Source organism: Bacillus sp. (in: firmicutes) (assembly GCF_031983925.1).
GTDB classification, from domain to species: Bacteria; Bacillota; Bacilli; order Bacillales; family Bacillaceae_G; genus Bacillus_A; species Bacillus_A pacificus.
This window is the reverse complement of record NZ_DALYZR010000002.1, coordinates 407,512-432,698: the sequence shown is the minus strand read 5'-3', so window position 1 is coordinate 432,698 and position 25,187 is coordinate 407,512. Positions and strand designations below refer to the sequence as shown.

General features: G+C 36.8%; 23 protein-coding genes and 1 pseudogene. All 24 read left to right on the top strand.

The genetic code is table 11. From position 1 onward, the window contains the following. The first annotated feature begins 412 nt into the window (after positions 1 to 412). Entirely contained in the window at positions 413 to 2,227 is a 1,815-nt protein-coding gene (gene ltrA, locus RTP99_RS08180) for a group II intron reverse transcriptase/maturase (protein ID WP_011040601.1), read from the top strand. Positions 2,228 to 2,324: 97 nt separating this feature from the next. Further along, positions 2,325 to 3,740, top strand: a pseudogene (locus RTP99_RS08175) (PolC-type DNA polymerase III); the annotation flags it as partial. 332 nt (positions 3,741 to 4,072) lie between these two features. Beyond that, on the top strand, positions 4,073 to 4,543 hold the full coding sequence (gene rimP / locus RTP99_RS08170) for a ribosome maturation factor RimP (RefSeq protein ID WP_000359097.1): 471 nt from the start codon (positions 4,073 to 4,075) through the stop codon (positions 4,541 to 4,543). Positions 4,544 to 4,560: 17 nt separating this feature from the next. Continuing rightward, positions 4,561 to 5,667 (top strand): transcription termination factor NusA, encoded by a 1,107-nt coding sequence (gene nusA / locus RTP99_RS08165; RefSeq protein WP_000102609.1) that lies wholly within the window; start codon positions 4,561 to 4,563, stop codon positions 5,665 to 5,667. Positions 5,668 to 5,678: 11 nt separating this feature from the next. Continuing rightward, positions 5,679 to 5,951 carry an RNase P modulator RnpM gene (gene rnpM, locus RTP99_RS08160; protein WP_000071128.1) on the top strand — a complete coding sequence of 91 codons (273 nt, stop codon included), beginning with the start codon at positions 5,679 to 5,681 and terminating at the stop codon, positions 5,949 to 5,951. Next, a complete protein-coding gene (locus RTP99_RS08155; RefSeq protein WP_001286523.1) occupies positions 5,952 to 6,263 on the top strand; it encodes a YlxQ family RNA-binding protein in 312 nt (103 codons plus the stop codon). Positions 6,264 to 6,267: 4 nt separating this feature from the next. After that, positions 6,268 to 8,328 carry a translation initiation factor IF-2 gene (gene infB, locus RTP99_RS08150; protein ID WP_000036345.1) on the top strand — a complete coding sequence of 687 codons (2,061 nt, stop codon included), beginning with the start codon at positions 6,268 to 6,270 and terminating at the stop codon, positions 8,326 to 8,328. Further along, positions 8,325 to 8,606, top strand: coding sequence for a DUF503 domain-containing protein (locus tag RTP99_RS08145; protein ID WP_000582364.1), 282 nt, complete (start codon positions 8,325 to 8,327; stop codon positions 8,604 to 8,606). The genes infB and RTP99_RS08145 overlap by 4 nt, the downstream gene beginning before the upstream one ends. A 15-nt stretch (positions 8,607 to 8,621) precedes the next feature. Beyond that, complete coding sequence (rbfA, locus tag RTP99_RS08140) at positions 8,622 to 8,978, top strand: 30S ribosome-binding factor RbfA (protein ID WP_000776443.1); 357 nt, start codon at positions 8,622 to 8,624, stop codon at positions 8,976 to 8,978. An 86-nt stretch (positions 8,979 to 9,064) separates the two neighbouring features. Continuing rightward, positions 9,065 to 9,988: a tRNA pseudouridine(55) synthase TruB gene (truB, locus tag RTP99_RS08135; RefSeq protein ID WP_000399331.1), complete on the top strand. Its 924-nt coding sequence runs from the start codon at positions 9,065 to 9,067 to the stop codon at positions 9,986 to 9,988. Positions 9,989 to 10,031: 43 nt separating this feature from the next. Next, positions 10,032 to 11,003, top strand: a complete 972-nt coding sequence (gene ribF, locus RTP99_RS08130; protein WP_000766721.1) for a bifunctional riboflavin kinase/FAD synthetase — start codon at positions 10,032 to 10,034, stop codon at positions 11,001 to 11,003. Positions 11,004 to 11,103: 100 nt separating this feature from the next. After that, complete coding sequence (gene rpsO, locus RTP99_RS08125) at positions 11,104 to 11,373, top strand: 30S ribosomal protein S15 (RefSeq protein ID WP_001229392.1); 270 nt, start codon at positions 11,104 to 11,106, stop codon at positions 11,371 to 11,373. A 160-nt stretch (positions 11,374 to 11,533) separates the two neighbouring features. Beyond that, positions 11,534 to 13,672 carry a polyribonucleotide nucleotidyltransferase gene (gene pnp / locus RTP99_RS08120; protein ID WP_000076751.1) on the top strand — a complete coding sequence of 713 codons (2,139 nt, stop codon included), beginning with the start codon at positions 11,534 to 11,536 and terminating at the stop codon, positions 13,670 to 13,672. Between the two features lie 152 nt (positions 13,673 to 13,824). After that, positions 13,825 to 14,724, top strand: a complete 900-nt coding sequence (locus RTP99_RS08115) for a polysaccharide deacetylase family protein (protein WP_000857420.1) — start codon at positions 13,825 to 13,827, stop codon at positions 14,722 to 14,724. An 86-nt stretch (positions 14,725 to 14,810) separates the two neighbouring features. Further along, positions 14,811 to 16,052: a M16 family metallopeptidase gene (locus RTP99_RS08110; protein ID WP_000592997.1), complete on the top strand. Its 1,242-nt coding sequence runs from the start codon at positions 14,811 to 14,813 to the stop codon at positions 16,050 to 16,052. 126 nt (positions 16,053 to 16,178) lie between these two features. Further along, positions 16,179 to 16,430, top strand: a complete 252-nt coding sequence (locus tag RTP99_RS08105) for a YlmC/YmxH family sporulation protein (protein ID WP_001239750.1) — start codon at positions 16,179 to 16,181, stop codon at positions 16,428 to 16,430. 237 nt (positions 16,431 to 16,667) lie between these two features. Then, positions 16,668 to 17,570 carry a dipicolinic acid synthetase subunit A gene (gene dpaA, locus RTP99_RS08100; protein WP_000954733.1) on the top strand — a complete coding sequence of 301 codons (903 nt, stop codon included), beginning with the start codon at positions 16,668 to 16,670 and terminating at the stop codon, positions 17,568 to 17,570. Beyond that, positions 17,567 to 18,166, top strand: coding sequence for a dipicolinate synthase subunit B (dpaB, locus tag RTP99_RS08095; protein ID WP_001049480.1), 600 nt, complete (start codon positions 17,567 to 17,569; stop codon positions 18,164 to 18,166). Before dpaA ends, dpaB begins: the two co-directional genes overlap by 4 nt. Positions 18,167 to 18,316: 150 nt before the next feature. Continuing rightward, entirely contained in the window at positions 18,317 to 19,363 is a 1,047-nt protein-coding gene (asd, locus tag RTP99_RS08090; RefSeq protein ID WP_000414848.1) for an aspartate-semialdehyde dehydrogenase, read from the top strand. Positions 19,364 to 19,386: 23 nt separating this feature from the next. Continuing rightward, the gene (gene dapG, locus RTP99_RS08085) at positions 19,387 to 20,619 is read left to right on the top strand and encodes an aspartate kinase (RefSeq protein ID WP_000692473.1); all 1,233 of its coding nucleotides are present in this window, start codon (positions 19,387 to 19,389) and stop codon (positions 20,617 to 20,619) included. Between the two features lie 11 nt (positions 20,620 to 20,630). Further along, a complete protein-coding gene (dapA, locus tag RTP99_RS08080) occupies positions 20,631 to 21,509 on the top strand; it encodes a 4-hydroxy-tetrahydrodipicolinate synthase (RefSeq protein ID WP_000564761.1) in 879 nt (292 codons plus the stop codon). Between the two features lie 764 nt (positions 21,510 to 22,273). Further along, positions 22,274 to 23,944 (top strand): ribonuclease J, encoded by a 1,671-nt coding sequence (locus RTP99_RS08075; RefSeq protein ID WP_000823085.1) that lies wholly within the window; start codon positions 22,274 to 22,276, stop codon positions 23,942 to 23,944. Positions 23,945 to 24,047: 103 nt separating this feature from the next. Next, positions 24,048 to 24,797 (top strand): translocation-enhancing protein TepA, encoded by a 750-nt coding sequence (gene tepA, locus RTP99_RS08070; protein ID WP_000139814.1) that lies wholly within the window; start codon positions 24,048 to 24,050, stop codon positions 24,795 to 24,797. Then, complete coding sequence (locus tag RTP99_RS08065; RefSeq protein WP_000605027.1) at positions 24,794 to 24,997, top strand: YlzJ-like family protein; 204 nt, start codon at positions 24,794 to 24,796, stop codon at positions 24,995 to 24,997. The genes tepA and RTP99_RS08065 overlap by 4 nt, the downstream gene beginning before the upstream one ends. Positions 24,998 to 25,187 lie beyond the last annotated feature (190 nt).

Below are 25,187 nucleotides of genomic sequence, written 5' to 3'. Positions count from 1 at the left end.
CCAAAGAGGACTTCCAAGTGTGGATGAGTAAGCGTTTGGTTATGAAAATCCATACTGTGTTACAGGCACAGTCAAGCTTGGCGGAATTTAGGGGGAACCTAAGGGGAGTATGTACAGATAAGAATAGTGGAACGTGTGAAGCTTTCGACATAAGAGAAGATTGCACTTCGATGACGATGGTATGTGGAAAGGCAGATGCTATAACACATTTTACGAAAGTGGCAGTAGTGCCGTAGTACCGCTTGATGAAATGCCGAAGATGACTGAATAACCAATAAGTCGGAGGATAAAAACATTTCAGAGGGAAGGGCACAAGTCGTTAACGTTGAAAACAAAACCTACAAAAGTCAGATTCGTGTATGACCAAAGAGAAACGAAAACTTCATAAGGAAGTGATTAGTTGGCTGACTTGATGATTCAAAAGTTAAGAAACAATGAATATTTTGGCTTGCAATCAATTTTTGATAATCTTTATAAAGAAAGTAAAAAGGGTCGATATTTCAAAAATATTTATGAGTTGATTATTTCTGAAGAAAACATTCGATTAGCGTTTCGTAATTTAAAAAGCAATACAGGTAGTAAAACGAAAGGTACAAATGGACACACAATAAAACACCTTAATAAAATAGATGCCGACAAGCTAATTAGAATAACGAAGAAGAGATTGGAAAACTACATGCCACATGCAGTAAGACGTGTGTTTATACCAAAGCCAAACGGAAAAATGCGACCTTTAGGGATTCCAACGATTGAAGACCGATTAATTCAGCAAATGTTCCTGCAAATTTTGGAACCAATTGTTGAAGCGAAGTTTCATCCGCAAAGCTATGGTTTTCGACCAAAACGAAGCACTCATGACGCTTTAGCTAGGTGCTATCATATGGTCAATCACAGTCATCAACATTTTGTAGTGGACATAGATATTAAAGGTTTCTTTGATAACGTTAATCATAAAAAGCTAATGAGGCAACTATGGACAATTGGAATACGGGATAAAAAAGTTTTATACATCATCAAAAAGATGCTGAAGGCGGAAGTTACAGGTGAAGGCATTCCTGCTAAAGGGACTCCTCAAGGTGGTATTTTATCTCCATTGCTAGCCAATGTTGTATTAAATGAACTTGATTGGTGGGTATCAAACCAATGGGAAACAAAACCGACAAGAGTACCTTATAAATTAAAACGTAATAAAACGGATGCGCTTAAAAAGACAAGGTTAAAACCAATGTATCTAGTAAGGTATGCAGATGATTTTAAAATCTTCACAAATTCCTATGAAAACGCTAGAAAGATTAAAATAGCAGTTGAAAAATGGCTCAAGGAAAGATTAGGGCTTGAGATAAGTGAAGAAAAAAGTAAAATCACAAACTTACGGAAAAATGGTACCGATTTTCTAGGAATTCGATTTAGAGCAGTTCAGAAGGGAAATGCTAAAACTGGTTATATTGTAAATTCTAAAATGGACCCGAAAGCGAAAGGTAAAGTATTGGGTGTCATTAGGCATCAATTAGTGAAACTAAGAAAAAGTCCTACTCCAGAAAAAGTTATGAACTTTAACTCAAACATTCTCGGTTTGCATAATTACTACAAAATTGCGACCAGAATTTCTCGGGATTTTAATGAGATAAGACATAAAGTTCATCCAAATATAAAATCATTGATCTTTAGAAACATCTTTGTTTATACAAAGGAAACGAATAATATCATTGATAAGTTTTATGGAGATTATAATTGTCCAAGATTTAAAAGTAATGGATTACTGGTCTATCCTATTGAAGCAATTCGACATGATATACGAGGTCAAAGAGACCCTAACTTCTCTGTTTATAATAAAAAGGATAGGGCATCAATTCATAAAGAAATAAAACGTGTGTCTGTGCGGGAAATAGAAATGTTTCGTAAAGGAATATATAAAAACAAAAGTGTTCTGTATGAAAATAATCGCTTAAGTAAATATGTCGCGCAAAAAGGATGTTGTGGTATAACAGGAGAACGCTTGACTCCTCATAATGCTATATGTCATCACATCAAGCCAACAGAGCAAGGTGGTAGTGATGAATGTCACAACTTGATTATTATTAATAAGAAATATCATATGTTAATTCACAATAAAGACCCTCTTGCAAATGAAGATTATAAAAAAATGTTAGTCAAATTCGATAAGAAAGCATTAAGTAAATTAAATAAGCTGAGAACGGAAGTAGGAAATCCAAAACTCAGCTTATAAATTTCAACAAAGTTAACGATGGAACGCCGTGTGAGTGTGAAAGCCTCATGCACGGTGTGGAGTGGGGGAAAAGCTGGAGATAATATCAAATGCTTACCTATCACTATATTTCTCCGGGGAATATCAACCACGTGCCCATAACTATACGAAAGTACTGTTCGGTGAAGATTATGTATATCGTGCAGGAACGATTGGTACAGTTGCGGAAAAAACTGCTTATGGATATGTAAAAGGTTATGCAAATGATCATAACTTAACGATTCGAAATGCAGAAATTGATCGCTTAGTAGCAGGATGTACCGGTGTAAAACGTACAACAGGACAGCATCCAGGTGGTATTATCGTTGTGCCAGATTACATGGACATTTTTGATTTCTCACCGATACAGTATCCGGCAGATTCAATAGGGGCTGAGTGGAGAACGACACACTTTGACTTCCACTCGATTCATGATAATTTATTGAAACTTGATATACTAGGACACGATGATCCGACAGTTATTCGTATGTTACAAGATTTAAGTGGTATTGATCCGAAAACAATCCCAACGGATGATCCAGAAGTAATGAAAATTTTCTCAGGGCCAGAATCGTTAGGCGTAACGGAAGAACAAATTAACTGTAAAACAGGTACACTTGGTATACCAGAGTTTGGTACGAAATTCGTAAGACAGATGTTAGAAGAGACGAAACCGACGACATTCTCAGAGTTAGTCCAAATTTCTGGATTATCACATGGTACGGACGTATGGCTAGGTAATGCAAACGAATTAATTTATAACGGTACATGTACGCTGAGTGAAGTTATCGGTTGTCGTGATGACATCATGGTATATTTAATCTATCAAGGTTTAGACCCATCATTAGCCTTCAAAATAATGGAGTCAGTACGTAAAGGTAAAGGTGTACCAGAAGAATGGGAAGAGGACATGAAAAATAATAATGTACCAGGTTGGTATATTGATTCATGTAAGAAGATTAAGTACATGTTCCCTAAAGCCCATGCGGCTGCATACGTACTTATGGCCGTGCGTATTGCATACTTTAAAGTACATTTCGCGCTTCTATTCTATGCGGCATACTTTACCGTTCGTGCAGATGACTTTGACGTAGAAGCGATGGCGAAAGGTTCAGCATCTATACGTGCAAGAATTGATGAAATTGCGCAAAAAGGTTTAGATGCAGCGCCGAAAGAGAAGAGTTTATTAACGGTACTAGAAATGACACTTGAAATGTGTGAGCGTGGATACTCATTCCAAAAGGTTGATTTGTATCGTTCACATGCAACAGACTTTATTATTGATGGAGACTCATTAATTCCTCCATTTAATGCGGTACCTGGTCTTGGTACGAACGCAGCTTTAAGTATTGTGGAAGCTCGTAAAAATGGAGAATTCTTATCAAAGGAAGACTTGCAGCAGCGTAGTAAGGTTTCGAAAACAATTATTGAGTACTTAGATAGTCAAGGTTGTTTAGGTGATTTGCCGGATCAAAACCAGTTATCACTGTTCTAATAGGTAGGAAAAGTCTTTGCAAATCAACATTTGCTATGGTATACTATTAACCGAGATAACCATGTCATGTATATTGTGTGAAAAAAAGAGTGGGGAAACCCACTCTTTCGTGTTACTATCTACATTTTATTGATGTGGAGAGGTAAGAAATTTCTGTCGTATATACATATTTTGTTACAAGTTTTACTTCTTAAATTTGGTAATACTAAGACAGATATTCCCTGCTTAACGGCAGGGGCTTTTGTTAGCTAACGAGAAAGAATAAGATAGACCGTTCTATGGGCGGGGTCTTTTCTTGTAAATGGTACATGGCGGCAGGAAGGAGGCTGTTTATGGATAAGAAAGTCACAGAAGTTGTAGAAGCATTTGCGCAGCCAATCGTTGAAGAGTTAAATCTTGAACTTGTAGATGTAGAGTATGTGAAAGAAGGACAAGACTGGTTCTTACGCGTATTCATCGATTCTGAAAAGGGAGTCGACATTGAAGAATGCGGTGCGGTGAGTGAACGTTTAAGCGAAGCTTTAGATAAAGAGGATCCAATTCCTCATCTTTACTTTTTGGATGTGTCATCTCCTGGAGCAGAACGCCCATTAAAGAAAGAGAAAGACTTCCAGCAAGCGGTAGGAAAACAAGTGGCAATTAAAACATATGAGCCGATTGATGGTGAAAAGATGTTTGAAGGAAAAATGCTTTCCTACGATGGTACTACAATTACACTATTATTAACAATTAAAACACGTAAAAAAGAAATCCAAATTCCAATGGACAAAGTTGCAAATGCGCGACTTGCTGTTACGTTTTAGTTAGAAGGGGGATCTTCATGAGCACTGAGTTGTTAGATGCCTTGCTCGTATTAGAGTCAGAAAAAGGAATTAGTAAAGATATTATTATTGATGCGATTGAAGCAGCGTTAATCTCTGCTTATAAACGCAATTTTAACCAAGCACAAAACGTTCGTGTGAGCTTTAACCCACAAGTGGGAACAATCCAAGTTTTAGCACGTAAAGACGTTGTTGATAATGTGTTTGATCCACGTCTTGAAATTTCTGTTGAAGAAGCAAGACAAATTAATCCAAACTATCAAGATGGTGACGTACTAGAAATTGAGGTAACGCCAAAAGATTTCGGTCGTATTGCAGCACAAACTGCAAAACAAGTTGTAACACAACGAGTGCGTGAAGCAGAGCGTGGTGTTATTTACTCTGAGTTTAGTGATCGTGAAGAAGATATCATGGTTGGTATCGTACAACGTCAAGATGCTCGTTTCATCTATGTAAGCTTAGGGAAAGTAGAAGCTTTATTACCTGTAAGTGAGCAAATGCCGAACGAACAGTACAAACCACATGATCGTATTCGCGTATTCATTACGAAAGTAGAAAAAACAACAAAAGGACCACAAATTTACGTATCACGTACACATCCTGGTCTTTTAAAACGTTTATTCGAAATGGAAGTTCCTGAAATTTATGATGGAACGGTTGAAATTCGTTCTGTAGCACGTGAAGCAGGAGATCGTTCTAAAATCTCTGTACATGCAGAGAACATTGATGTGGATCCAGTAGGTTCTTGTGTAGGACCGAAAGGACAACGTGTACAACGCATTGTAGACGAACTAAAAGGTGAAAAGATTGACATCGTTCGCTGGTCAAATGATCCAGTAGAATATGTTGCCAATGCTTTAAGCCCATCACAAGTTGTTAAAGTGCTTGTAGATGAAGAAGAAAAAGCAACAACTGTTGTTGTTCCAGACCACCAACTGTCATTAGCTATCGGTAAACGTGGACAAAATGCACGTCTTGCAGCTAAATTAACAGGTTGGAAAATTGATATTAAGAGTGAGTCTGATGCGAAACAACTTGGAATTGTAACAGAAGAAGATAGCGTAGTCGCATTCGGATTCGATTCAGTTGAAGACGAAATCGAGTAGAGGTGATGAGTATGAGCAATCGAAAAGTTCCGTTACGAAAATGTGTTGCAACGCAAGAAATGAAATCAAAACGAGAGCTCGTTCGCATTGTTCGTTCCAAAGAGGGAGAAGTGTCTATTGATTTAACTGGAAAGAAATCAGGACGAGGTGCTTATTTATCAAAAGATAAAGAAAGCATTCTTCAAGCTCAAAAGAAAAATGTTTTGGAACATCATCTAAAAGCGAAAATCGACAGTTCTCTTTATGAAGAACTTCTTGAGCTTGTTGAGAAGGAGTCGAAATAAGTGTCCGATTGGAAATCGTTTTTAGGACTAGCAAACCGGGCTCGAAAAATTATTTCGGGTGAAGAACTCGTTTTAAAGGAAGTACGAAGTGGCAAAGCAAAACTTGTGTTGCTATCTGAAGATGCGTCAGTAAATACTACAAAGCGTATTACGGATAAAACGACGTACTACAACGTACCAATGAGAAAGGTCGAAAATCGACAACAATTAGGGCATGCGATTGGGAGAGATGAGCGAGTCGTTGTAGCTGTGTTAGATGAAGGCTTTGCGAAAAAGCTGCGTAGCATGCTCGATACAAATTACCGGGGGTGAAGGTATGAGTAAAATTCGAGTGCATGAATATGCGAAAAAACATAATATCTCAAGTAAAGATCTTATGACAAAACTAAAAGAAATGAATATCGAGGTTTCGAATCATATGACAATGTTAGACGATGAAGTAGTAAACAAATTAGATAATGAGTATCAAACTGAAAAACCTTCTGTTGCAGATGAGTTTGAAGTAGAAGAAAAAGTTGTTCGTAGTAAAAAGAACAGCAATAAGAAAAAGAAAAAAGGCAAAGGAAACGAAGACAAGCGTCAAGAGAACTTTGCTGGAAGACAACAAACACAAACTGTAGAAACACCAGATAAAATTACTTTCTCTGGAAGTCTTACAGTAGGTGATCTTGCTAAGAAATTAAGTAAAGAGCCATCTGAAATTATTAAAAAGCTCTTCATGCTTGGAATTATGGCAACAATTAACCAAGACTTAGATAAAGATACAATTGAGTTAATTGCTAACGACTACGGTATTGAAGTAGAAGAAGAAGTAATTGTAAGCGAAACTGAGTTTGAAACATTCATCGATGAGCAAGATGATGAAGAGAACTTAAAAGAGCGTCCAGCTGTAGTTACAATCATGGGACACGTTGACCATGGTAAAACAACATTGCTTGACTCTATCCGTAACTCTAAAGTAACTGCTGGTGAAGCGGGTGGAATTACTCAGCATATTGGTGCATACCAAGTTGAAGTAAATGACAAGAAAATTACATTCTTAGATACACCTGGTCACGCGGCGTTTACAACGATGCGTGCTCGTGGTGCACAAGTAACGGATATTACAATCCTTGTTGTTGCAGCTGATGACGGTGTTATGCCACAAACAGTTGAAGCAATTAACCATGCGAAAGCAGCAGGAGTACCAATTATTGTAGCTGTGAATAAAATGGATAAACCAGCTGCGAACCCTGATCGCGTAATGCAAGAACTAACAGAATATGAATTAGTTCCAGAAGCATGGGGCGGAGACACAATTTTCGTACCAATTTCTGCGATTCAAGGCGAAGGAATTGACAATTTACTAGAAATGATTCTTCTTGTAAGTGAAGTAGAAGAGTATAAAGCAAATCCAAACCGCTATGCAACTGGTACTGTAATTGAAGCCCAACTTGATAAAGGTAAAGGAACTATCGCGACATTACTTGTTCAAAACGGTACGCTTCGAGTAGGAGATCCAATCGTTGTTGGAACTACATTCGGTCGTGTTCGTGCAATGGTAAGTGATATTGGTCGTCGTGTAAAAGTTGCTGGTCCATCAACTCCTGTTGAAATTACAGGTTTAAACGAAGTACCACAAGCAGGAGATCGTTTCATGGCATTCGCTGATGAGAAGAAAGCTCGTCAAATCGGTGAATCACGTGCACAAGAAGCGCTACTTGCTCAACGTGGTGAGAAATCTAAATTAAGCCTTGAAGATTTATTCCAACAAATCCAAGAGGGCGATGTAAAAGAAATTAACTTAATTGTGAAAGCGGACGTACAAGGTTCTGTAGAAGCAATGGCAGCATCACTACGTAAAATTGATGTTGAAGGTGTTAAAGTTAAAATTATCCATACAGGCGTAGGTGCGATTACAGAATCTGATATTATTTTAGCTTCTGCATCTAATGCAATTGTAATTGGATTTAACGTACGCCCAGATGTAAATGCGAAGCGTACAGCTGAATTAGAGAACGTTGATATTCGTTTACACCGCATTATTTATAAAGTAATCGAAGAGATCGAAGCAGCGATGCAAGGTATGCTAGATCCAGAATTTGAAGAAAAAGTAATCGGTCAAGCAGAAGTACGTCAAACGTTTAAAGTAACAAAAGTTGGAACAATCGCAGGTTGTTACGTAACAGATGGTAAAATTACACGTGATAGCGGCGTGCGTATTATCCGTGATGGTGTGGTAATCTATGAAGGTCAACTTGATACGTTAAAACGTTTCAAAGACGACGTAAAAGAAGTTGCTCAAAACTATGAGTGTGGTATTACAATTGAGAAATACAACGATCTTAAAGAAGGGGACATCATTGAAGCGTACATTATGGAAGAAGTGAAGCGATGATTATCGCTTCTCTCTCATTCGAGTGTATGATCTACGATGTGCATTCTTTAAAAGAGAAACGAGCAATTTTGCAACGGGTGTTAACTCGTGTGAAACAGCGTTATAACGTAGCTGTTTCAGAAGTAGGGCATCAAGATGTATGGCAACGTACAGAAATTGCGATTGTTTCCGTATCCTCAAATCGTGTTATTTGTGAAAAAGAAATGAATCGTGTACTTGAGTATATCGATTCATTTCCTGAAATTGAACGTACGATAACACAATTGGAATGGTATTGAATGAGGTGAAGAGTTATGAAATTACGTGCAAACCGTGTAGGCGAGCAAATGAAAAAAGAATTAGGCGACATCATCAGTCGTAAAATTAAAGATCCACGTGTCGGATTTGTTACTGTAACAGATGTACAAGTGAGTGGAGATTTACAAATTGCTACAGTATATATTTCTGTTTTAGGTGATGAAGAACAGAAAGAAAGTACATTAAAAGGTTTAGCGAAGGCAAAAGGCTTCATTCGTTCAGAAATTGGCCAACGTATTCGTCTTCGTAAAACGCCTGAAATTTCCTTTGAATTTGATGAATCTATCGGATATGGTCATCGAATTGATACACTTTTACATGAAATTAATAAAGAAGGTAAACGTGAAGAATAATGGATAGACATTTGTCTATCCATTTTTTCAATGTAAAATAAGTTTTAGGTAATGATTATGAAAGAATTACGATGAGGTGAACATATATGGAAGGTGTAGTATTATTACATAAGCCAAAAGGCATGACATCACACGATTGTATATTTAAATTAAGAAAGATATTGCGTGAAAAACGAATTGGTCATACAGGAACATTAGATCCAGATGTAACAGGAGTATTGCCTATTTGTGTTGGACGAGCAACGAAGATTGCACAATTTTTAACAAGTGAAACGAAAACATATGAAGGTGAAGTAACATTAGGGTTTTCAACAACAACTGAAGATGCTTCAGGTGAAGTTGTGGAAACGAAACATGTAGATCGTGTTATTACTCGTAAAGAAGTGGAAGAGGTTCTTGCCGCATTAACAGGTACGATTGAGCAAATGCCTCCGATGTTTTCGGCTGTAAAAGTTAACGGGAAAAAATTATATGAATATGCAAGAGCAGGACAAGAGGTTGAACGTCCAGTTCGTACAATTACAATTCATGAATTTGTATTACTGGATGAACGTGAAGTGTTTGAAGGAGAAAATATTTCATTCCGTTTCCGTGTAACGTGTAGTAAAGGCACATATGTAAGAACATTAGCGGTAATGATTGGTGAAAAACTTGGTTTTCCATCACATATGTCTCACCTTGTAAGAACGGCTTCAGGTGAATTTGTATTAGAAGATTGCATATCATTTGAAGAAATTGAAGAAAACGTGCAAAATGGAACAGTAGAGTCTATCTTCATTTCAATTGATGAAGCGTTAAGTAAGTTCCCGAAAATGGTTGTAGATGAAAAGCAAGCAGAAAAAATAAAAAATGGTATGTTCTTAAAAAATGAATTGCAAATAACGGCGCCATTTATAACAGTGTTTGATAAAAACGATCGTTGCCTTGCAATTTATGAGCACCATCCAAAACACCCTGGTATGCTAAAGCCGATGAAAGTACTTGTGAATAATCAAGAACTAAAGCTATAATGAATTATTGGAAGGATTATTACAGAAAAAGGTGAATTCAAGCGTGAAACTTATTCATTTAACTCATCCACATGAACAAAATAAATTAGAATTACCACCTACTGTAATGGCATTAGGATTTTTTGATGGCATTCATTTAGGACATCAATGTGTGATTCGAACTGCGAAACAAATAGCGGATGAACGAGGATATAAAAGTGCAGTGATGACATTTTATCCGCATCCATCTGTTGTTTTAGGTAAAAAGGAAGCGCATGCGGAGTATATTACACCAATGTGTGATAAAGAAAAAATAGTCGAGAGTTTAGGAATCGATATATTATATGTTGTTAAATTCGATGAATCATTTGCAGGCTTATTGCCACAACAATTTGTAGATGATTATATTATTGGTTTAAATGTAAAACATGTAGTAGCAGGATTTGATTATTCATATGGACGTTTAGGAAAAGGAAAGATGGAGACTTTACCATTTCATGCAAGAGGGGAGTTTACACAGACTGTGATTGAAAAAGTTGAATTTCAAGAAGAGAAAGTAAGTTCTACGGCATTACGAAAGTTAATTCGAAATGGCGAAATGGAGCAAATTCCATCTATTTTAGGTAGAGCATATACAGTAGGAGGAACGGTTGTACACGGTGATAAACGTGGACGTCAAATTGGTTTCCCAACAGCTAATGTAGGTTTAAGTGATGAGTATCTATTACCACCTGTAGGTGTTTATGCAGTGAGATTAAAAGTTCACGATGAATGGTACGATGGTGTATGTAATATTGGATATAAACCAACCTTTAAAGAAGATGAGCGCCAACTATCTATTGAAGTGCACTTATTTGAATTTAACAAAGACATATATGATCAAAATGTTACAGTAGAGTGGCATATGCGTATAAGAGAAGAGAAGAAATTCAATGGCATCGATGAGTTAGTTGAACAAATCGCTAAAGATAAGAAAACAGCACAAGAATATTTTGCGAACGAAAAGAATATACTTGCTTTTTCAAATGAAAAGTAGTATTCTATGTTATGTACTTTATGACAACCATTGCTTGGCATTGCGACTCACCGACGCTTGCTAGGTAATCGGGGGTTTAATTAATAGGAGGTGAAATAGGATGGCTTTAACACAAGAGCGTAAAAATGAAATCATTGCACAATTTAGAACTCATGAGACTGATACTGGTTCTCCAGAGGTTCAAATTGCTGTCCTAACGGAGCAAATTAACACTCTAAACGAGCACTTACGTACTCACAAGAAAGATCATCATTCACGTCGTGGTCTATTAAAGATGGTTGGTAAACGTCGTAACTTACTAACTTACCTTCGTAATAGCGATATCACACGTTACCGTGAATTAATCACAAAGCTTGGCTTACGTCGATAGTCAAAGAAGCGGGAATATTCCCGCTTTTTTGTTAGGTAAAAATATATCTTCTACTCTTTATAGCTTACTTCATTTTCGGTAATACTAGAGGTAGAATATTGTGATATACTATCCATTTACATAGAAGAATTGAATACTTTAAATTGAGAGGGGTACTTAAATGAGTCAAGAAAAGCAAGTCTTCTCGATAGATTTAGCTGGTCGCCAGCTAACAGTTGAAACAGGTCAGCTTGCAAAGCAAGCGAACGGAGCAGTATTAGTAAGATATGGCGATACAGCGGTTCTATCTACAGCAACTGCATCAAAAGAAGCAAAAAATGTAGATTTCTTCCCACTTACAGTAAACTATGAAGAGCGTTTATATGCAGTCGGAAAAATTCCTGGCGGTTTCATTAAACGTGAAGGTCGTCCAAGTGAAAAAGCAATTTTGGCAAGTCGTTTAATCGACCGTCCAATTCGTCCACTTTTCGCAGATGGTTTCCGTAACGAAGTACAAGTTGTCAGCATCGTAATGAGTGTTGATCAAGATTGTTCTTCTGAAATGGCAGCTATGCTTGGTTCTTCATTAGCGTTATCGATTTCAGACATTCCATTTGAAGGTCCGATCGCGGGTGCAACAGTTGGTCGTATTAACGGCGAATTCGTTATCAACCCAACAGTAGAACAGCAAGAACAAAGTGATATTCACCTTGTTGTAGCTGGTACAAAAGATGCAATTAACATGGTTGAAGCAGGAGCAGATCAAGTGCCTGAGGAAACAATGTTAGAAGCAATTATGTTTGGTCATGACGAAATTAAACGTCTAATTGCATTCCAAGAAGAGATTGTACAAGCTGTAGGTAAAGAGAAATCAGAAGTAAAACTTTATGAAGTTGACGCTGATCTTAACCAATCTGTACGTGAAATGGCTGAGAAGGATATGCATTCTGCAATTCAAGTACATGAGAAACATGCACGTGAAGATGCAATTAACGAAGTGAAAAAGCGTGTAATTGAGCATTACGAAGCGCAAGAAGCTGATGCTGATACATTAGGACAAGTAAATGAGATTTTATATAAAATTGTAAAAGAAGAAGTACGTCGTCTTATTACAGTTGAGAAAATCCGCCCAGATGGCCGTAAAGGTGACGAAATCCGTCCATTAGCATCAGAGGTTGGCATTTTATCTCGTACACACGGTTCTGGTTTATTCACACGTGGACAAACACAAGCATTAAGTATTTGTACATTAGGCGCATTAGGCGATGTGCAAATTTTAGATGGCCTTGGTGTAGAAGAATCAAAACGCTTTATGCACCATTACAATTTCCCATCATTTAGTGTTGGTGAAACAAGACCAATGCGTGGACCAGGTCGTCGTGAAATTGGTCACGGTGCACTAGGAGAACGTGCTCTTGAGCCTGTAATTCCGTCTGAAAAAGATTTCCCATACACAGTCCGTCTTGTATCTGAAGTATTAGAATCAAATGGTTCTACTTCACAAGCGAGTATTTGTGGTAGTACTTTAGCAATGATGGATGCTGGTGTTCCACTTAAAGCTCCAGTTGCAGGTATTGCAATGGGCCTAGTTAAATCAGGTGAGCATTACACAATTTTAACTGATATTCAAGGTATGGAAGATCATTTAGGTGATATGGACTTTAAAGTAGCAGGTACAGCACACGGTGTAACTGCACTACAAATGGACATTAAAATCGATGGTCTATCTCGTGAAATTTTAGAAGAGGCATTACAACAAGCGAAAGTTGGTCGTATGCACATTCTAGATCATATGTTATCTGTAATTGCAGAGCCACGCACTGAATTATCAGCGTACGCTCCAAAGATTATTACAATGACAATTAACCCAGATAAAATCCGTGACGTTATCGGACCAAGCGGTAAACAAATCAATAAAATTATTGAAGAAACTGGCGTTAAAATTGACATCGAGCAAGATGGTACAGTATTCATTTCTTCAATAAATCAAGAAATGAACGACAAAGCTAAGAAAATTATCGAGGATATCGTTCGCGAAGTACAAGTAGGGGAAATCTACGAAGGAAAAGTGAAACGTGTTGAGAAATTCGGTGCTTTCGTTGAATTATTCAGCGGTAAAGATGGATTAGTTCACATTTCTGAACTTGCACTTGAGCGTGTAGGTAAAGTAGAAGACGTTGTGAAAATCGGTGATGTAATTACAGTTAAAGTTATCGAGATTGACAAGCAAGGTCGCGTGAATTTATCTAGAAAAGTATTGCTAAAAGAAGAGCAAGAAAAAGAAGCTGCTAAAGAAGAAAACAAACAAGAGCAGCAATAAGTAAAAGCCAGTTTAACTGGCTTTTTTTGTTATGTAAAAATATGATTTGCATATATTTTTATGTCAGTATAGGTATAGTTTTCATTATAACGCTCAAATTAACAAAGATAAGAAGGAAAATGGTTTTTTATATAGTTAATGGGAGGGTTTATATGAAAACTCGTATATTGGCATACATATGTATATTCTTTTTATATGTCAGTGCAGGTTCTTATTCTGTTTTTGCACAGGATCACTTATATGAAGAAATTCAAAAGCATGCAAAACAATATGAGATTGCACCGCAAAATGCGATGATTGATAAGATATGGAAAGCAACACCAGGATATAATGGAAGACAAGTTGATATGGAAGCATCCTATAACAATATGAAGAAATTAAAGCAGTTTGATCAAAAACATCTTGAATTCAAGGAAGTATCACCGAGTGTCCACTTAGAAGATTTATCACCAGCACCAATTTATAGAGGTCATCCGGATAAAAAGATGGTCGGGTTAACAATAAATGTGGCATGGGGAAATGAGTATTTGCCTCGTATATTAGAAATATTGAAAAAACATGATGTGAAGGCGACCTTCTTTTTAGAAGGACGTTGGGTGAAAGAAAATTTACGATTTGCAAAAATGATTGTCGATGCAAAGCAAGAAGTTGGAAATCATTCTTACACACACCCTAATATGAAAACATTATCGTCTGATGAAATAAGAGATCAGTTACAAAAAACAAATCGAATGATCGAAGCAGCTACGAATCAAAAGGTAAGATGGTTTGCACCGCCGAGTGGAAGTTTTCGGGATGAAGTCGTGAAAATTGCAGATGATTTTCAAATGGGAACGATTATGTGGACTGTTGATACAATTGATTGGAAGCGACCTGAGCCAGGTGTACTATTGCAGAGAGTAATGAGAAAAATACATCCAGGTGCTATCGTATTAATGCATCCTACTTCGTCCACAACAGAAGCATTAGATACAATGATTACAAAATTGAAGGAACAAGGATATAAAGTAGGGAATATAACAGAATTACTGGATGAAAAACGTGTGGATTAAATACATTTGCATGACATTCATCCTTAAACTTGTTATCATTAAATAATAGCACTTATTTAGAGAAACTGGCATTAGGAGGAAAGTTTTTGATTAAAAAATATACTTGTAAAAATGGTGTAAGAATAGTTATGGAGAATATACCAACTGTAAGATCGGTTGCGATTGGTATTTGGATCCATGCAGGATCAAGAAATGAAAATGAAAAAAATAACGGGATTTCTCACTTTTTAGAGCATATGTTCTTTAAAGGAACAGAAACACGTAGTGCACGTGAAATTGCAGAATCATTTGATAGCATTGGCGGACAAGTGAATGCTTTTACTTCAAAAGAATACACTTGTTACTATGCAAAAGTGCTAGATGAGCATGCTAAATATGCTCTAGATGTATTAGCAGATATGTTCTTTAATTCAACATTTGATGAAGAAGAACTGAAAAAAGAGAAGAATGTCGTATGTGAAGAAATTAAAATGTACGAAGATGCTCCAGATGATATTGTGCATGATATGTTAACGAAAGCAACATATGAAACGCATCCGCTTGGATACCCTATTTTAGGAACAGAAGAAACGCTTAATACGTTTACAGGTGATACGCTACGTCAATATATTAAGGATCATTACACACCTGAAAATGTAGTTGTATCAATTGCAGGAAATATTGATGAAGCCTTTTTACAAACAGTAGAGCAATATTTCGGTAGTTATGAAGGAACGACAAACCGTGAACAAGTACATAGCCCAATTTTCCATTTTAATAAGGTAGCACGTAAAAAGGAAACAGAACAAGCTCATTTATGTTTAGGATATAAAGGCTTACAAATGGGACACGAAGATATTTATAACTTAATTGTATTAAATAACGTTTTAGGTGGTAGTATGAGTAGCCGTTTATTCCAAGAAGTACGTGAGCAACGCGGGTTAGCTTACTCAGTATTCTCTTACCATTCTTCTTATGAAGATACAGGTATGTTAACGCTGTATGGTGGAACAGGTAGCCAACAATTAGATACACTGTATGAAACAATGCAAGAAACATTAGAAACATTAAAAAATACAGGTATTACAGAAAGAGAGCTTATGAATAGTAAAGAGCAATTAAAAGGAAACTTAATGTTAAGTTTAGAAAGTACGAATAGTCGTATGAGCCGTAATGGTAAAAATGAATTGCTACTTCGTAAGCACCGTTCACTTGATGAGATTATTGAAAGTGTAAACACGGTAACAAAAGAAAATGTAGATGAGTTAATTCGTAACATGTTTACAGATGAATTTTCTGCAGCATTAATTAGTCCAGATGGAAAACTTCCAAAAGGAATAAAACTGTAATTACCATATATGATTTAAAAATAACCGTATCTCTTTTAAATGAGATACGGTTATTTTTTGTGGGTATATAGAATAGGTACTAATTATGGATAACTTAAATGAATAATTTGGGTAGGGGGAGAGAGTATGCGATTAAGTGAACTAAGTGGGAAAGAAATTGTTAATTTAGAAAGAGCAGAAAAAATGGGGGTTTTAGGCTATGTGGATTTAGAGATTGATGAGAAGGATGGACAAATACAGGCTCTTATTATACCTGCTGGGAAATGGGGAGGTTTTAAAAAGGAACCACAAGAAATAAGAGTCGCATGGAGTCAAATAAAAAAAGTGGGTCATGATATGATTCTTTGCGATATTACAGATCGTTCAAATTCGAAGTGAAAGATGGCCATTTTGGTCATCTTTTTTGTTCATTTTACTCAGAGCAAAATCCAACATAATGTCTTTTCCTACGCCGAATTTTGAGGTGGGGCCTTCCTGCATACAAATAGGGGGATACATGATGGGTGCTTTTTGTTTTTCAATCACCTAAAACTCGTACATTACATATGATGTGGAGGAAAAAGAAAAAGTAGGCACTTTTCTTATAAATGACAGAAAAAGAAGGTGAATTAGGGAATGTTGACTGAGATGCATATTGCTGTCATAGGAGGAGATGCAAGACAGCTAGAAGTAATTCGCAAGCTCGTTGAATTGGATGCGAAACTTTCATTGATAGGGTTTGATCAGTTAGACCATGGCTTCACAGGGGCAGCAAAAGAAAGTATACAAAATTTAGATTTCACTTCTGTAGATGCAATTATTTTGCCAGTTGCAGGTACAAATGCCAAGGGAGAAGTAGATACTATTTTTTCAAATGAAAAAGTTTCTATAACGAAAGAACAAATTGAAAATACACCAGAACATTTTACTATATATTCAGGTATTGGTACGCCTTACTTGGAAAATCTCGTATCTACTACAAACCGTAAACTAATTAAATTATTTGATCGTGATGATGTGGCAATCTACAATTCTATACCAACTGTAGAAGGTACATTAATGATGGTAATTCAACATACCGACTATACAATTCATGGTTCTAATGTAATGGTTTTAGGATTTGGTAGAACAGGGATGAGCGTTGCCAGAGCATTTCAATCATTAGGAGCCCATGTCAAAGTTGGAGCAAGACGATCAGAACATATTGCACGTATTACAGAAATGATGTTTTCTCCTTTTCATATGCAGGACATTGAGAAAGAAGTAGGGGATATCGATATTGTCATTAATACAATTCCTCATCTCGTTGTGACAGCGAATGTCATTTCAAAAATGCCAGCTCATACGTTAGTAATTGATTTAGCTTCTAAACCAGGTGGTACCGACTTTAGATATGCGGAAAAAAGGGGAGTTAAAGCGCTGTTAGCACCTGGATTACCAGGTATTGTTGCTCCAAAAACAGCAGGACAAATTTTAGCGAACGTTCTTTCTCAGTTATTAGCAGAAGATGTAATCGCAAGAAAGGAGAATGGGGAATGAATTTAAAAGGGAAAAGAATAGGGTTTGGTTTTACTGGTTCACATTGTACGTACGAAGAAGTAATGCCTCATTTAGAAAAGTTAATTGCTGAGGGAGCTGAAGTGCGTCCAGTTGTTTCTTACACTGTTCAATCAACAAATACGAGATTTGGAGAAGGGGCAGAGTGGATTAAAAAGATTGAAGAAGTAACAGGTTTTAAAGCGATTAATTCAATCGTTGGCGCAGAACCGCTAGGACCTAAAATTCCACTAGATTGTATGGTAATTGCACCACTAACAGGAAATTCTATGAGTAAATTTGCTAATGCAATGACAGACTCTCCGGTATTAATGGCAGCGAAAGCGACGCTAAGAAATGGTAAGCCCGTCGTATTGGCTGTTTCGACGAATGATGCGTTGGGACTTAATGGGGTAAATCTCATGCGCCTAATGGCTACAAAAAACATCTACTTCGTCCCATTCGGTCAAGATGCACCAGAGAAAAAACCAAATTCAATGGTAGCTCGCATGGAGTTACTGGAAGATACAGTATTAGAAGCGCTGCAAGGGAAGCAATTGCAACCGGTTGTCGTAGAAAAATTCAGATATATGAATTAAAAAACGAAAAAAAACGGACAATTTTCGATGAAACCATCATTCTTACTGTAGAATATGATAAAATTAACGTTATTAAGATTAGAAGGGGTATTGTATACTCCTTCTCATTCTAAGTTATAGAAGGATTGGTATCTAGAAAGGGGCATAGTGATGGAAAAGCAAAAAACTTTTCATGTCGCTGTAGTTGGAGCAACCGGCGCAGTTGGTGAACAAATGTTAAATACTTTAGAGAAACGAGAATTTCCAATTGGGAAGTTAACGTTACTTTCATCTAAACGATCTGCAGGTAAGAAACTTGTATTTAAAGGCGAAGAATTTACAGTTCAAGAGGCAACTCCTGAAAGTTTTGAAGGAGTAGATATCGCACTATTTAGTGCTGGTGGATCTGTATCAAAACAATTAGCGCCAGAAGCAGCAAAGCGCGGTGCGATTGTTGTTGATAATACAAGTGCATTCCGTATGACAGAAAACGTGCCACTTGTTGTACCTGAAGTAAATGAAAACGACTTAAAAGAACATAACGGTATTATTGCAAATCCAAACTGTTCTACAATTCAAATGGTAGTAGCTCTTGAGCCAGTTCGTCAGCAATATGGTTTAAAACGAGTAATCGTTTCCACATATCAAGCTGTATCAGGTGCTGGTGCGGCAGCGATTGAAGAACTTCATGAACAATCACAAGCAATCTTAAATGGTGAAGAAGTAAAGGCGAATGTTTTACCTGTATCAGGTGATAAGAAACATTTCCCGATTGCTTTCAACGCGATTCCACAGATTGATAAGTTCCAAGATAATGGATTTACGTTTGAAGAAATGAAAATGATTAATGAAACGAAAAAAATTATGCATATGCCAGAATTAGAAGTAGCGGCAACATGTGTACGTTTACCAGTTGTATCAGGTCACTCTGAGTCTGTTTACATTGAAGTAGAAAAAGAGGGCGTAACAGTAGAGGAATTAAAGAACTTACTTGCAAATGCGGAAGGTATCGTTCTGCAAGATAACCCAGAAGAGCAATTATATCCAATGCCAGCTACTGCAGTAGGTAAAAACGAAGTATTCGTTGGAAGAATCCGTAAAGATTTAAATAACGATAAAGGATTCCATCTTTGGGTCGTATCTGATAACTTATTAAAAGGCGCTGCATGGAATTCTGTTCAAATTGCAGAGCGCTTAGTAAAATTACAATTAGTGTAAACGGCTAAGAGAAGGTGCAAAATATGAAAATTATTGTTCAAAAATTTGGTGGCACATCTGTACGTGATGAAAATGGACGTAAGCATGCGCTTCATCATATAAAAAAATCGCTAGATGCGGGTTATAAAGTAGTGACTGTCGTATCTGCTATGGGTCGTAAAGGTGAACCATATGCAACTGATACGTTGTTAAGTCTTGTAAATCAAGAGGAATCTCACATTTCTAATCGTGAGCAAGATTTATTATTATCATGCGGAGAATTAATCTCAGCAATCGTTTTCTCTAACATGTTAAATGAGAACGGTATAAAAGCAGCGGCATTAAATGGTGCACAAGCTGGTTTTGTAACAAATGATGATTTTACAAATGCTAAGATTATTGAAATGAATTGTGATCGTATACACGAAGAGCTAGAAAATGTAGATGTAATCGTTGTGACAGGATTCCAAGGACAAACGAAAAAAGGTGATACGACAACACTTGGACGTGGAGGTAGTGATACTTCAGCTTCAGCTTTAGGTGTTGCGCTTCATGCTGAATATATCGATATCTTCACAGATGTAGAAGGTGTGATGACTGCAGATCCTCGCATTGTAAAAGATGCACGTCACCTTCAAACTGTAACGTATAACGAAATTTGTAACATGGCATACCAAGGTGCAAAAGTCGTTCATCCACGTGCAGTTGAAATTGCGATGCATGCAAAAGTACCGCTTCGTGTACGTTCTACGTACTCTGATAGTGAAGGTACGCTTATTTCAGCATCTGACGGCGCTACAAAAGGCCGTGATGTAGAAGAACGTCCTGTTACAGGTATTGCACATGTATCAAATGTGACGCAAATTAAAGTACTTGCAAAAGAAACAGCATATGATTTGCAGCAGCATGTGTTTAAAGAAATGGCGAATGAAGGAATCAGTGTCGATTTAATTAACATTTCACCTACTGGGGTAGCTTATACGGTGAGTGATAATGTATCAAATCGTGCAGTTGAACTATTACAAAACCTTGGGTATGAGCCAATTGTGACAGAGCATTGTGCGAAAGTATCTATTGTAGGAGCTGGAATGGCAGGATACCCAGGGGTTACTGCGAAAATCGTTACAGCTTTAGCTGAAAAAGGTATTCAAATTCTGCAATCAGCAGATAGCCATACGACAATTTGGGTTCTTGTAAAAGAAACTGATTTAGTGGAGGCTGTAAATGCATTACATAGTGCGTTTGAGCTTTCAAAAGAAAAGCAACTGGAACAATAAGGAGTGAGACCATGATAGATTTTGGGACAATTGCAACCGCGATGGTAACACCGTTTGATATAAACGGCAATATCGATTTTGCAAAGACAACGAAATTGGTAAATTATTTAATTGATAACGGTACAACAGCAATCGTGGTAGGAGGAACGACAGGAGAATCTCCTACATTAACTTCAGAAGAAAAAGTAGCGTTATATCGCCATGTCGTATCTGTTGTCGATAAAAGGGTGCCCGTAATCGCTGGAACAGGTAGCAATAATACGCATGCTTCTATTGACTTAACGAAAAAAGCAACAGAGGTTGGTGTTGATGCAGTAATGCTAGTAGCACCGTATTATAACAAACCGAGTCAAGAAGGAATGTATCAGCACTTTAAAGCAATTGCTGAAAGCACGCCACTTCCGGTTATGCTATATAACGTTCCGGGACGATCTATTGTACAAATCTCCGTTGATACAGTTGTTCGTTTATCAGAAATAGAAAACATTGTTGCGATTAAAGATGCAGGCGGCGATGTGTTAACAATGACAGAAATCATTGAAAAAACAGCGGACGACTTTGCAGTATACAGCGGTGATGACGGTTTAACGTTACCAGCTATGGCAGTTGGAGCGAAAGGTATCGTTTCTGTAGCATCTCATGTTATCGGAAATGAAATGCAAGAAATGATTGCAGCGTTCCAAGCAGGTGAATTTAAGAAGGCGCAAAAATTACATCAATTACTTGTAAGAGTAACGGATTCATTATTTATGGCGCCAAGCCCAACACCAGTAAAAACAGCATTACAAATGGTTGGATTAGATGTAGGTTCTGTACGTTTACCACTTCTTCCGTTAACAGAAGAAGAAAGAGTAACGTTACAATCTGTTATGCAATCTATCCCTCGTTAATAAAAATGACCTAGTGTAGAACTAGGTCATTTTTTATTTGTATGAAAGTCTTTTCCTCTCTTTTCTTATCTTACCTATATATGTTTTTATAAGGTCATTAACTGGTTTTTCATTATATATTGCAATATGTAAAAGAAAATAATCGTAACCCTTTAAAAGAATTAAAAAGTCATAGTTATTATAGAATGAACACTTGTATAAACGTATTAAAATACCAATTCTATTTTTCGGATAAATTGCTTCAAATATGACGTAATTCATAAAAAAACTTCATTTTATAAGTTTTTTGTTCAATTCTAGAAAAATAAGTCTTGAAAATCTATATTATGAAATGAATTTAGAGTATTTATAGCTATTTCTTCAAAACGATATGGGGTACGAAATCGGAGTAAATATAAAGGACATCAGTTCGATAAGTTTGTTGGGAATGCGTTCTTTTCCTTTTTCTTTCGCACGATTTAACTTGTGTTCTATTTCTTGTATCAGGTATAATATGGCTAAGTAGCTTAGTACGGGTATGCTTAGCAAAATTGGTAAAAATTATAATTTGATTACATTTTCATATCATATCGAATAAGATATTTGATTTATATAATGAAAGAGAGGTGAAACCTGGTTTAAAAAATAAACAAGGACATGATATCGCATAACGGTAAGGACATTCGTCTTGGACGGTGAATATATGGTGGTTGTAGAGTTTCCCCTGGTGTCTCTGCAATTTTAGTGAAATCAGTGTTTGAAAGATTTTTAAACCAGGCAACAACATGAAGAGAAAAGAGAATGAGTCTGTTAAAGTATTTGCTCTTGGTGGAGTAGGTGAAATCGGGAAAAACATGTACTGTGTTGAAATTGATTCTGAAATCTTTATTGTAGATGCAGGGTTAATGTTCCCAGGAGATGAAATGTTTGGAATTGATATCGTTATTCCTGATATTACATATTTAGTAGAAAACCAAGAGCGAGTAAAAGGTTTATTTATTACTCACGGTCATGAAGATCATATTGGTGGCATTGTTTACGTACTTCGTAAATTATCAATTCCAGTGTATGCAACGAAATTAACGGTAGGACTTATACAAGAAAAACTTGGCGAAGCGGGTATGTTAGGCCGTGTAGATTTAAAAACAATCGATTCAAATTCAACAGTAGAGTTTAATACTACAACGGTGTCGTTCTTTGGAACAACACATAGTATTCCAGATTCTGTTGGTGTTTGTTTCCATACATCAAAAGGTGCAATCGTATATACGGGAGACTTTAAATTCGATCAAACTCCAATTGGAAATAGTGGAGCAGACCTTGGGAAAATGGCTCAAATCGGAAATGAAGGCGTTCTATGCTTATTATCTGATAGTACAAATGCTGAGCGTCCAGGCTATACAGGTTCTGAAAAAGAAGTTGGTGTAGAAATTTCTAAAGTGTTCTACGGCGCAGAAGGACGTATTATCGTTGCTTCATTTGCATCGAATGTACATCGTATTCAACAAGTATTTGATGCAGCTGCTGAAACAGGACGAAAAGTAGCGGTTGTAGGACGTAGTATGGTGAAAGTGGTAGATATCGCAAGACGTCTTGGTTATTTAGATGTTCCAGAAGGTATGGTTATTTCACTACAAGAAGTAGACAATTTCCCAGAGAAAAAGGTAGCTATTTTAACGACAGGTAGCCAAGGTGAACCGATGGCAGCCCTTTCTAGAATGGCAAAGCAAGCTCATAAACAAATTTCAATTCGTAAAGGTGATACGGTTATTATCGCGGCATCTCCAATTCCAGGTAATGAAATATCTGTATCGAAAATTATTGATTTGTTATTTAGAGCGGGAGCTGAAGTTGTTTATTACGGTGAAAGAAAAGTTCACGTTTCAGGTCACGGTAGCCAAGAAGAATTAAAATTAATGTTAAATTTAATGAAACCGAAATATTTTGTACCCGTACATGGTGAGTTCCGTATGCAAAAAGCACATGCATACTTAGCTGAAGATGTAGGTATTGCAAGAGAAAATATCTTTATTGTAGAAAAAGGCGATGTAATTGGTTTTGGTGACGATGAAGCGAACTTAGTTGGCAAAGTGCAAGCTGGCAATGTGTTAATTGATGGATTAGGTGTAGGTGATGTTGGTAATATCGTTCTTCGAGATAGAAAAATGTTATCTCAAGATGGAATATTAGTAGTTGTTGTAACACTGGGTAAAGATGAAAAGAAAATTATCTCTGGTCCAGAAATCATTTCACGTGGATTTGTATATGTACGTGAATCAGAAGCGTTAATTGACCGTTCTACAGAGATTGTACGTATGATTGTTGAGCAATCAATTAAAGAATATTCAATTGAATGGTCTATGTTAAAACAAAATATTCGTGAATTATTAGGACAGTTCTTGTACGAAGAGACGAAGAGAAAACCTATGATTTTACCGATTATTATGGAAGTATAAAAAAGATCACCTTTATGGGTGATCTTTTTTCTTTTTTCACTCTATCGAATGAAATTTATAACTTAAGAAATACTAGTTATATACGAGTGAAAGGGGATGCGATATGACAGAACGTGATCGTTATACAAATGAAGAGAAAGAGGCTGAGCCGAAAGAAACCGGAAAAGAAGCTTCAATAGTGGAAAAAATTCAGCAGCTTGGACAAACGAATGTACCGCAAATGAATGAATCACGTATTCATTGTTTAACAATTGTTGGACAGGTGGAAGGTCATGTTCAGTTGCCACCGCAAAATAAAACAACGAAATATGAGCATATTATTCCGCAAATTGTTGCGATTGAACAAAATCCGAAAATTGAAGGCTTGCTTTTAGTGTTAAATACAGTTGGAGGTGACGTTGAAGCTGGGCTAGCAATTTCTGAGATGGTCGCTTCACTTTCAAAACCGACAGTATCTTTAGTTTTAGGCGGAGGGCATTCTATCGGTGTACCGATTGCCGTTTCTACAGACTATTCATTTATTGCAGAAACTGCGACGATGACAATTCATCCGATTCGTCTAACAGGTCTTGTTATAGGTGTGCCACAAACATTTGAGTATTTAGATAAAATGCAAGAAAGAGTCATTCGCTTTGTGACGAAGCATTCGAAAGTAACGGAAGATCGTTTTAAAGAGCTTATGTTTGCGAAAGGGAATTTGACGCGAGATATTGGTACGAATGTAATTGGTGGAGATGCAGTGAAGTATGGTCTTATAGATGATGTCGGTGGTATCGGAAATGCGATTCGAAAATTAAACGAATTAATAGATGGTCGCGCGGATGATCATGCAGAAGGGACAATGTTACAATGATTTTATATACAATTATGCCAGAGCAACTCGTGTATCCAGCCGATTATTCGCAATGTGAAAGTCAAAAAGTCGTAAATATAAATGGTGTTGAATTAATGGTTTCAGAAGAAGAACATGGGTATTATTCTATTGTACGCGTGTTAAGTACGGATCCGCTTCACTACTTAGAGTTTGAGCCGGGACAGAAAATAACCTTTTAGCAAAAAGAAGGATTTTGTTTAGAAGCTATGGTATAATATAAAAAACAAGACGGTTGAGCAGCCATGAGAGGGCTGCTTTCTTCTGTTTATTTAACATTTTACAAGAAGTGTAAAAATAGAAGATATAAAGACCTGAAAAAATAGAGAAAACAAACATATAAGCAGAGTTTTTTAGGAAGTTTTACTTATA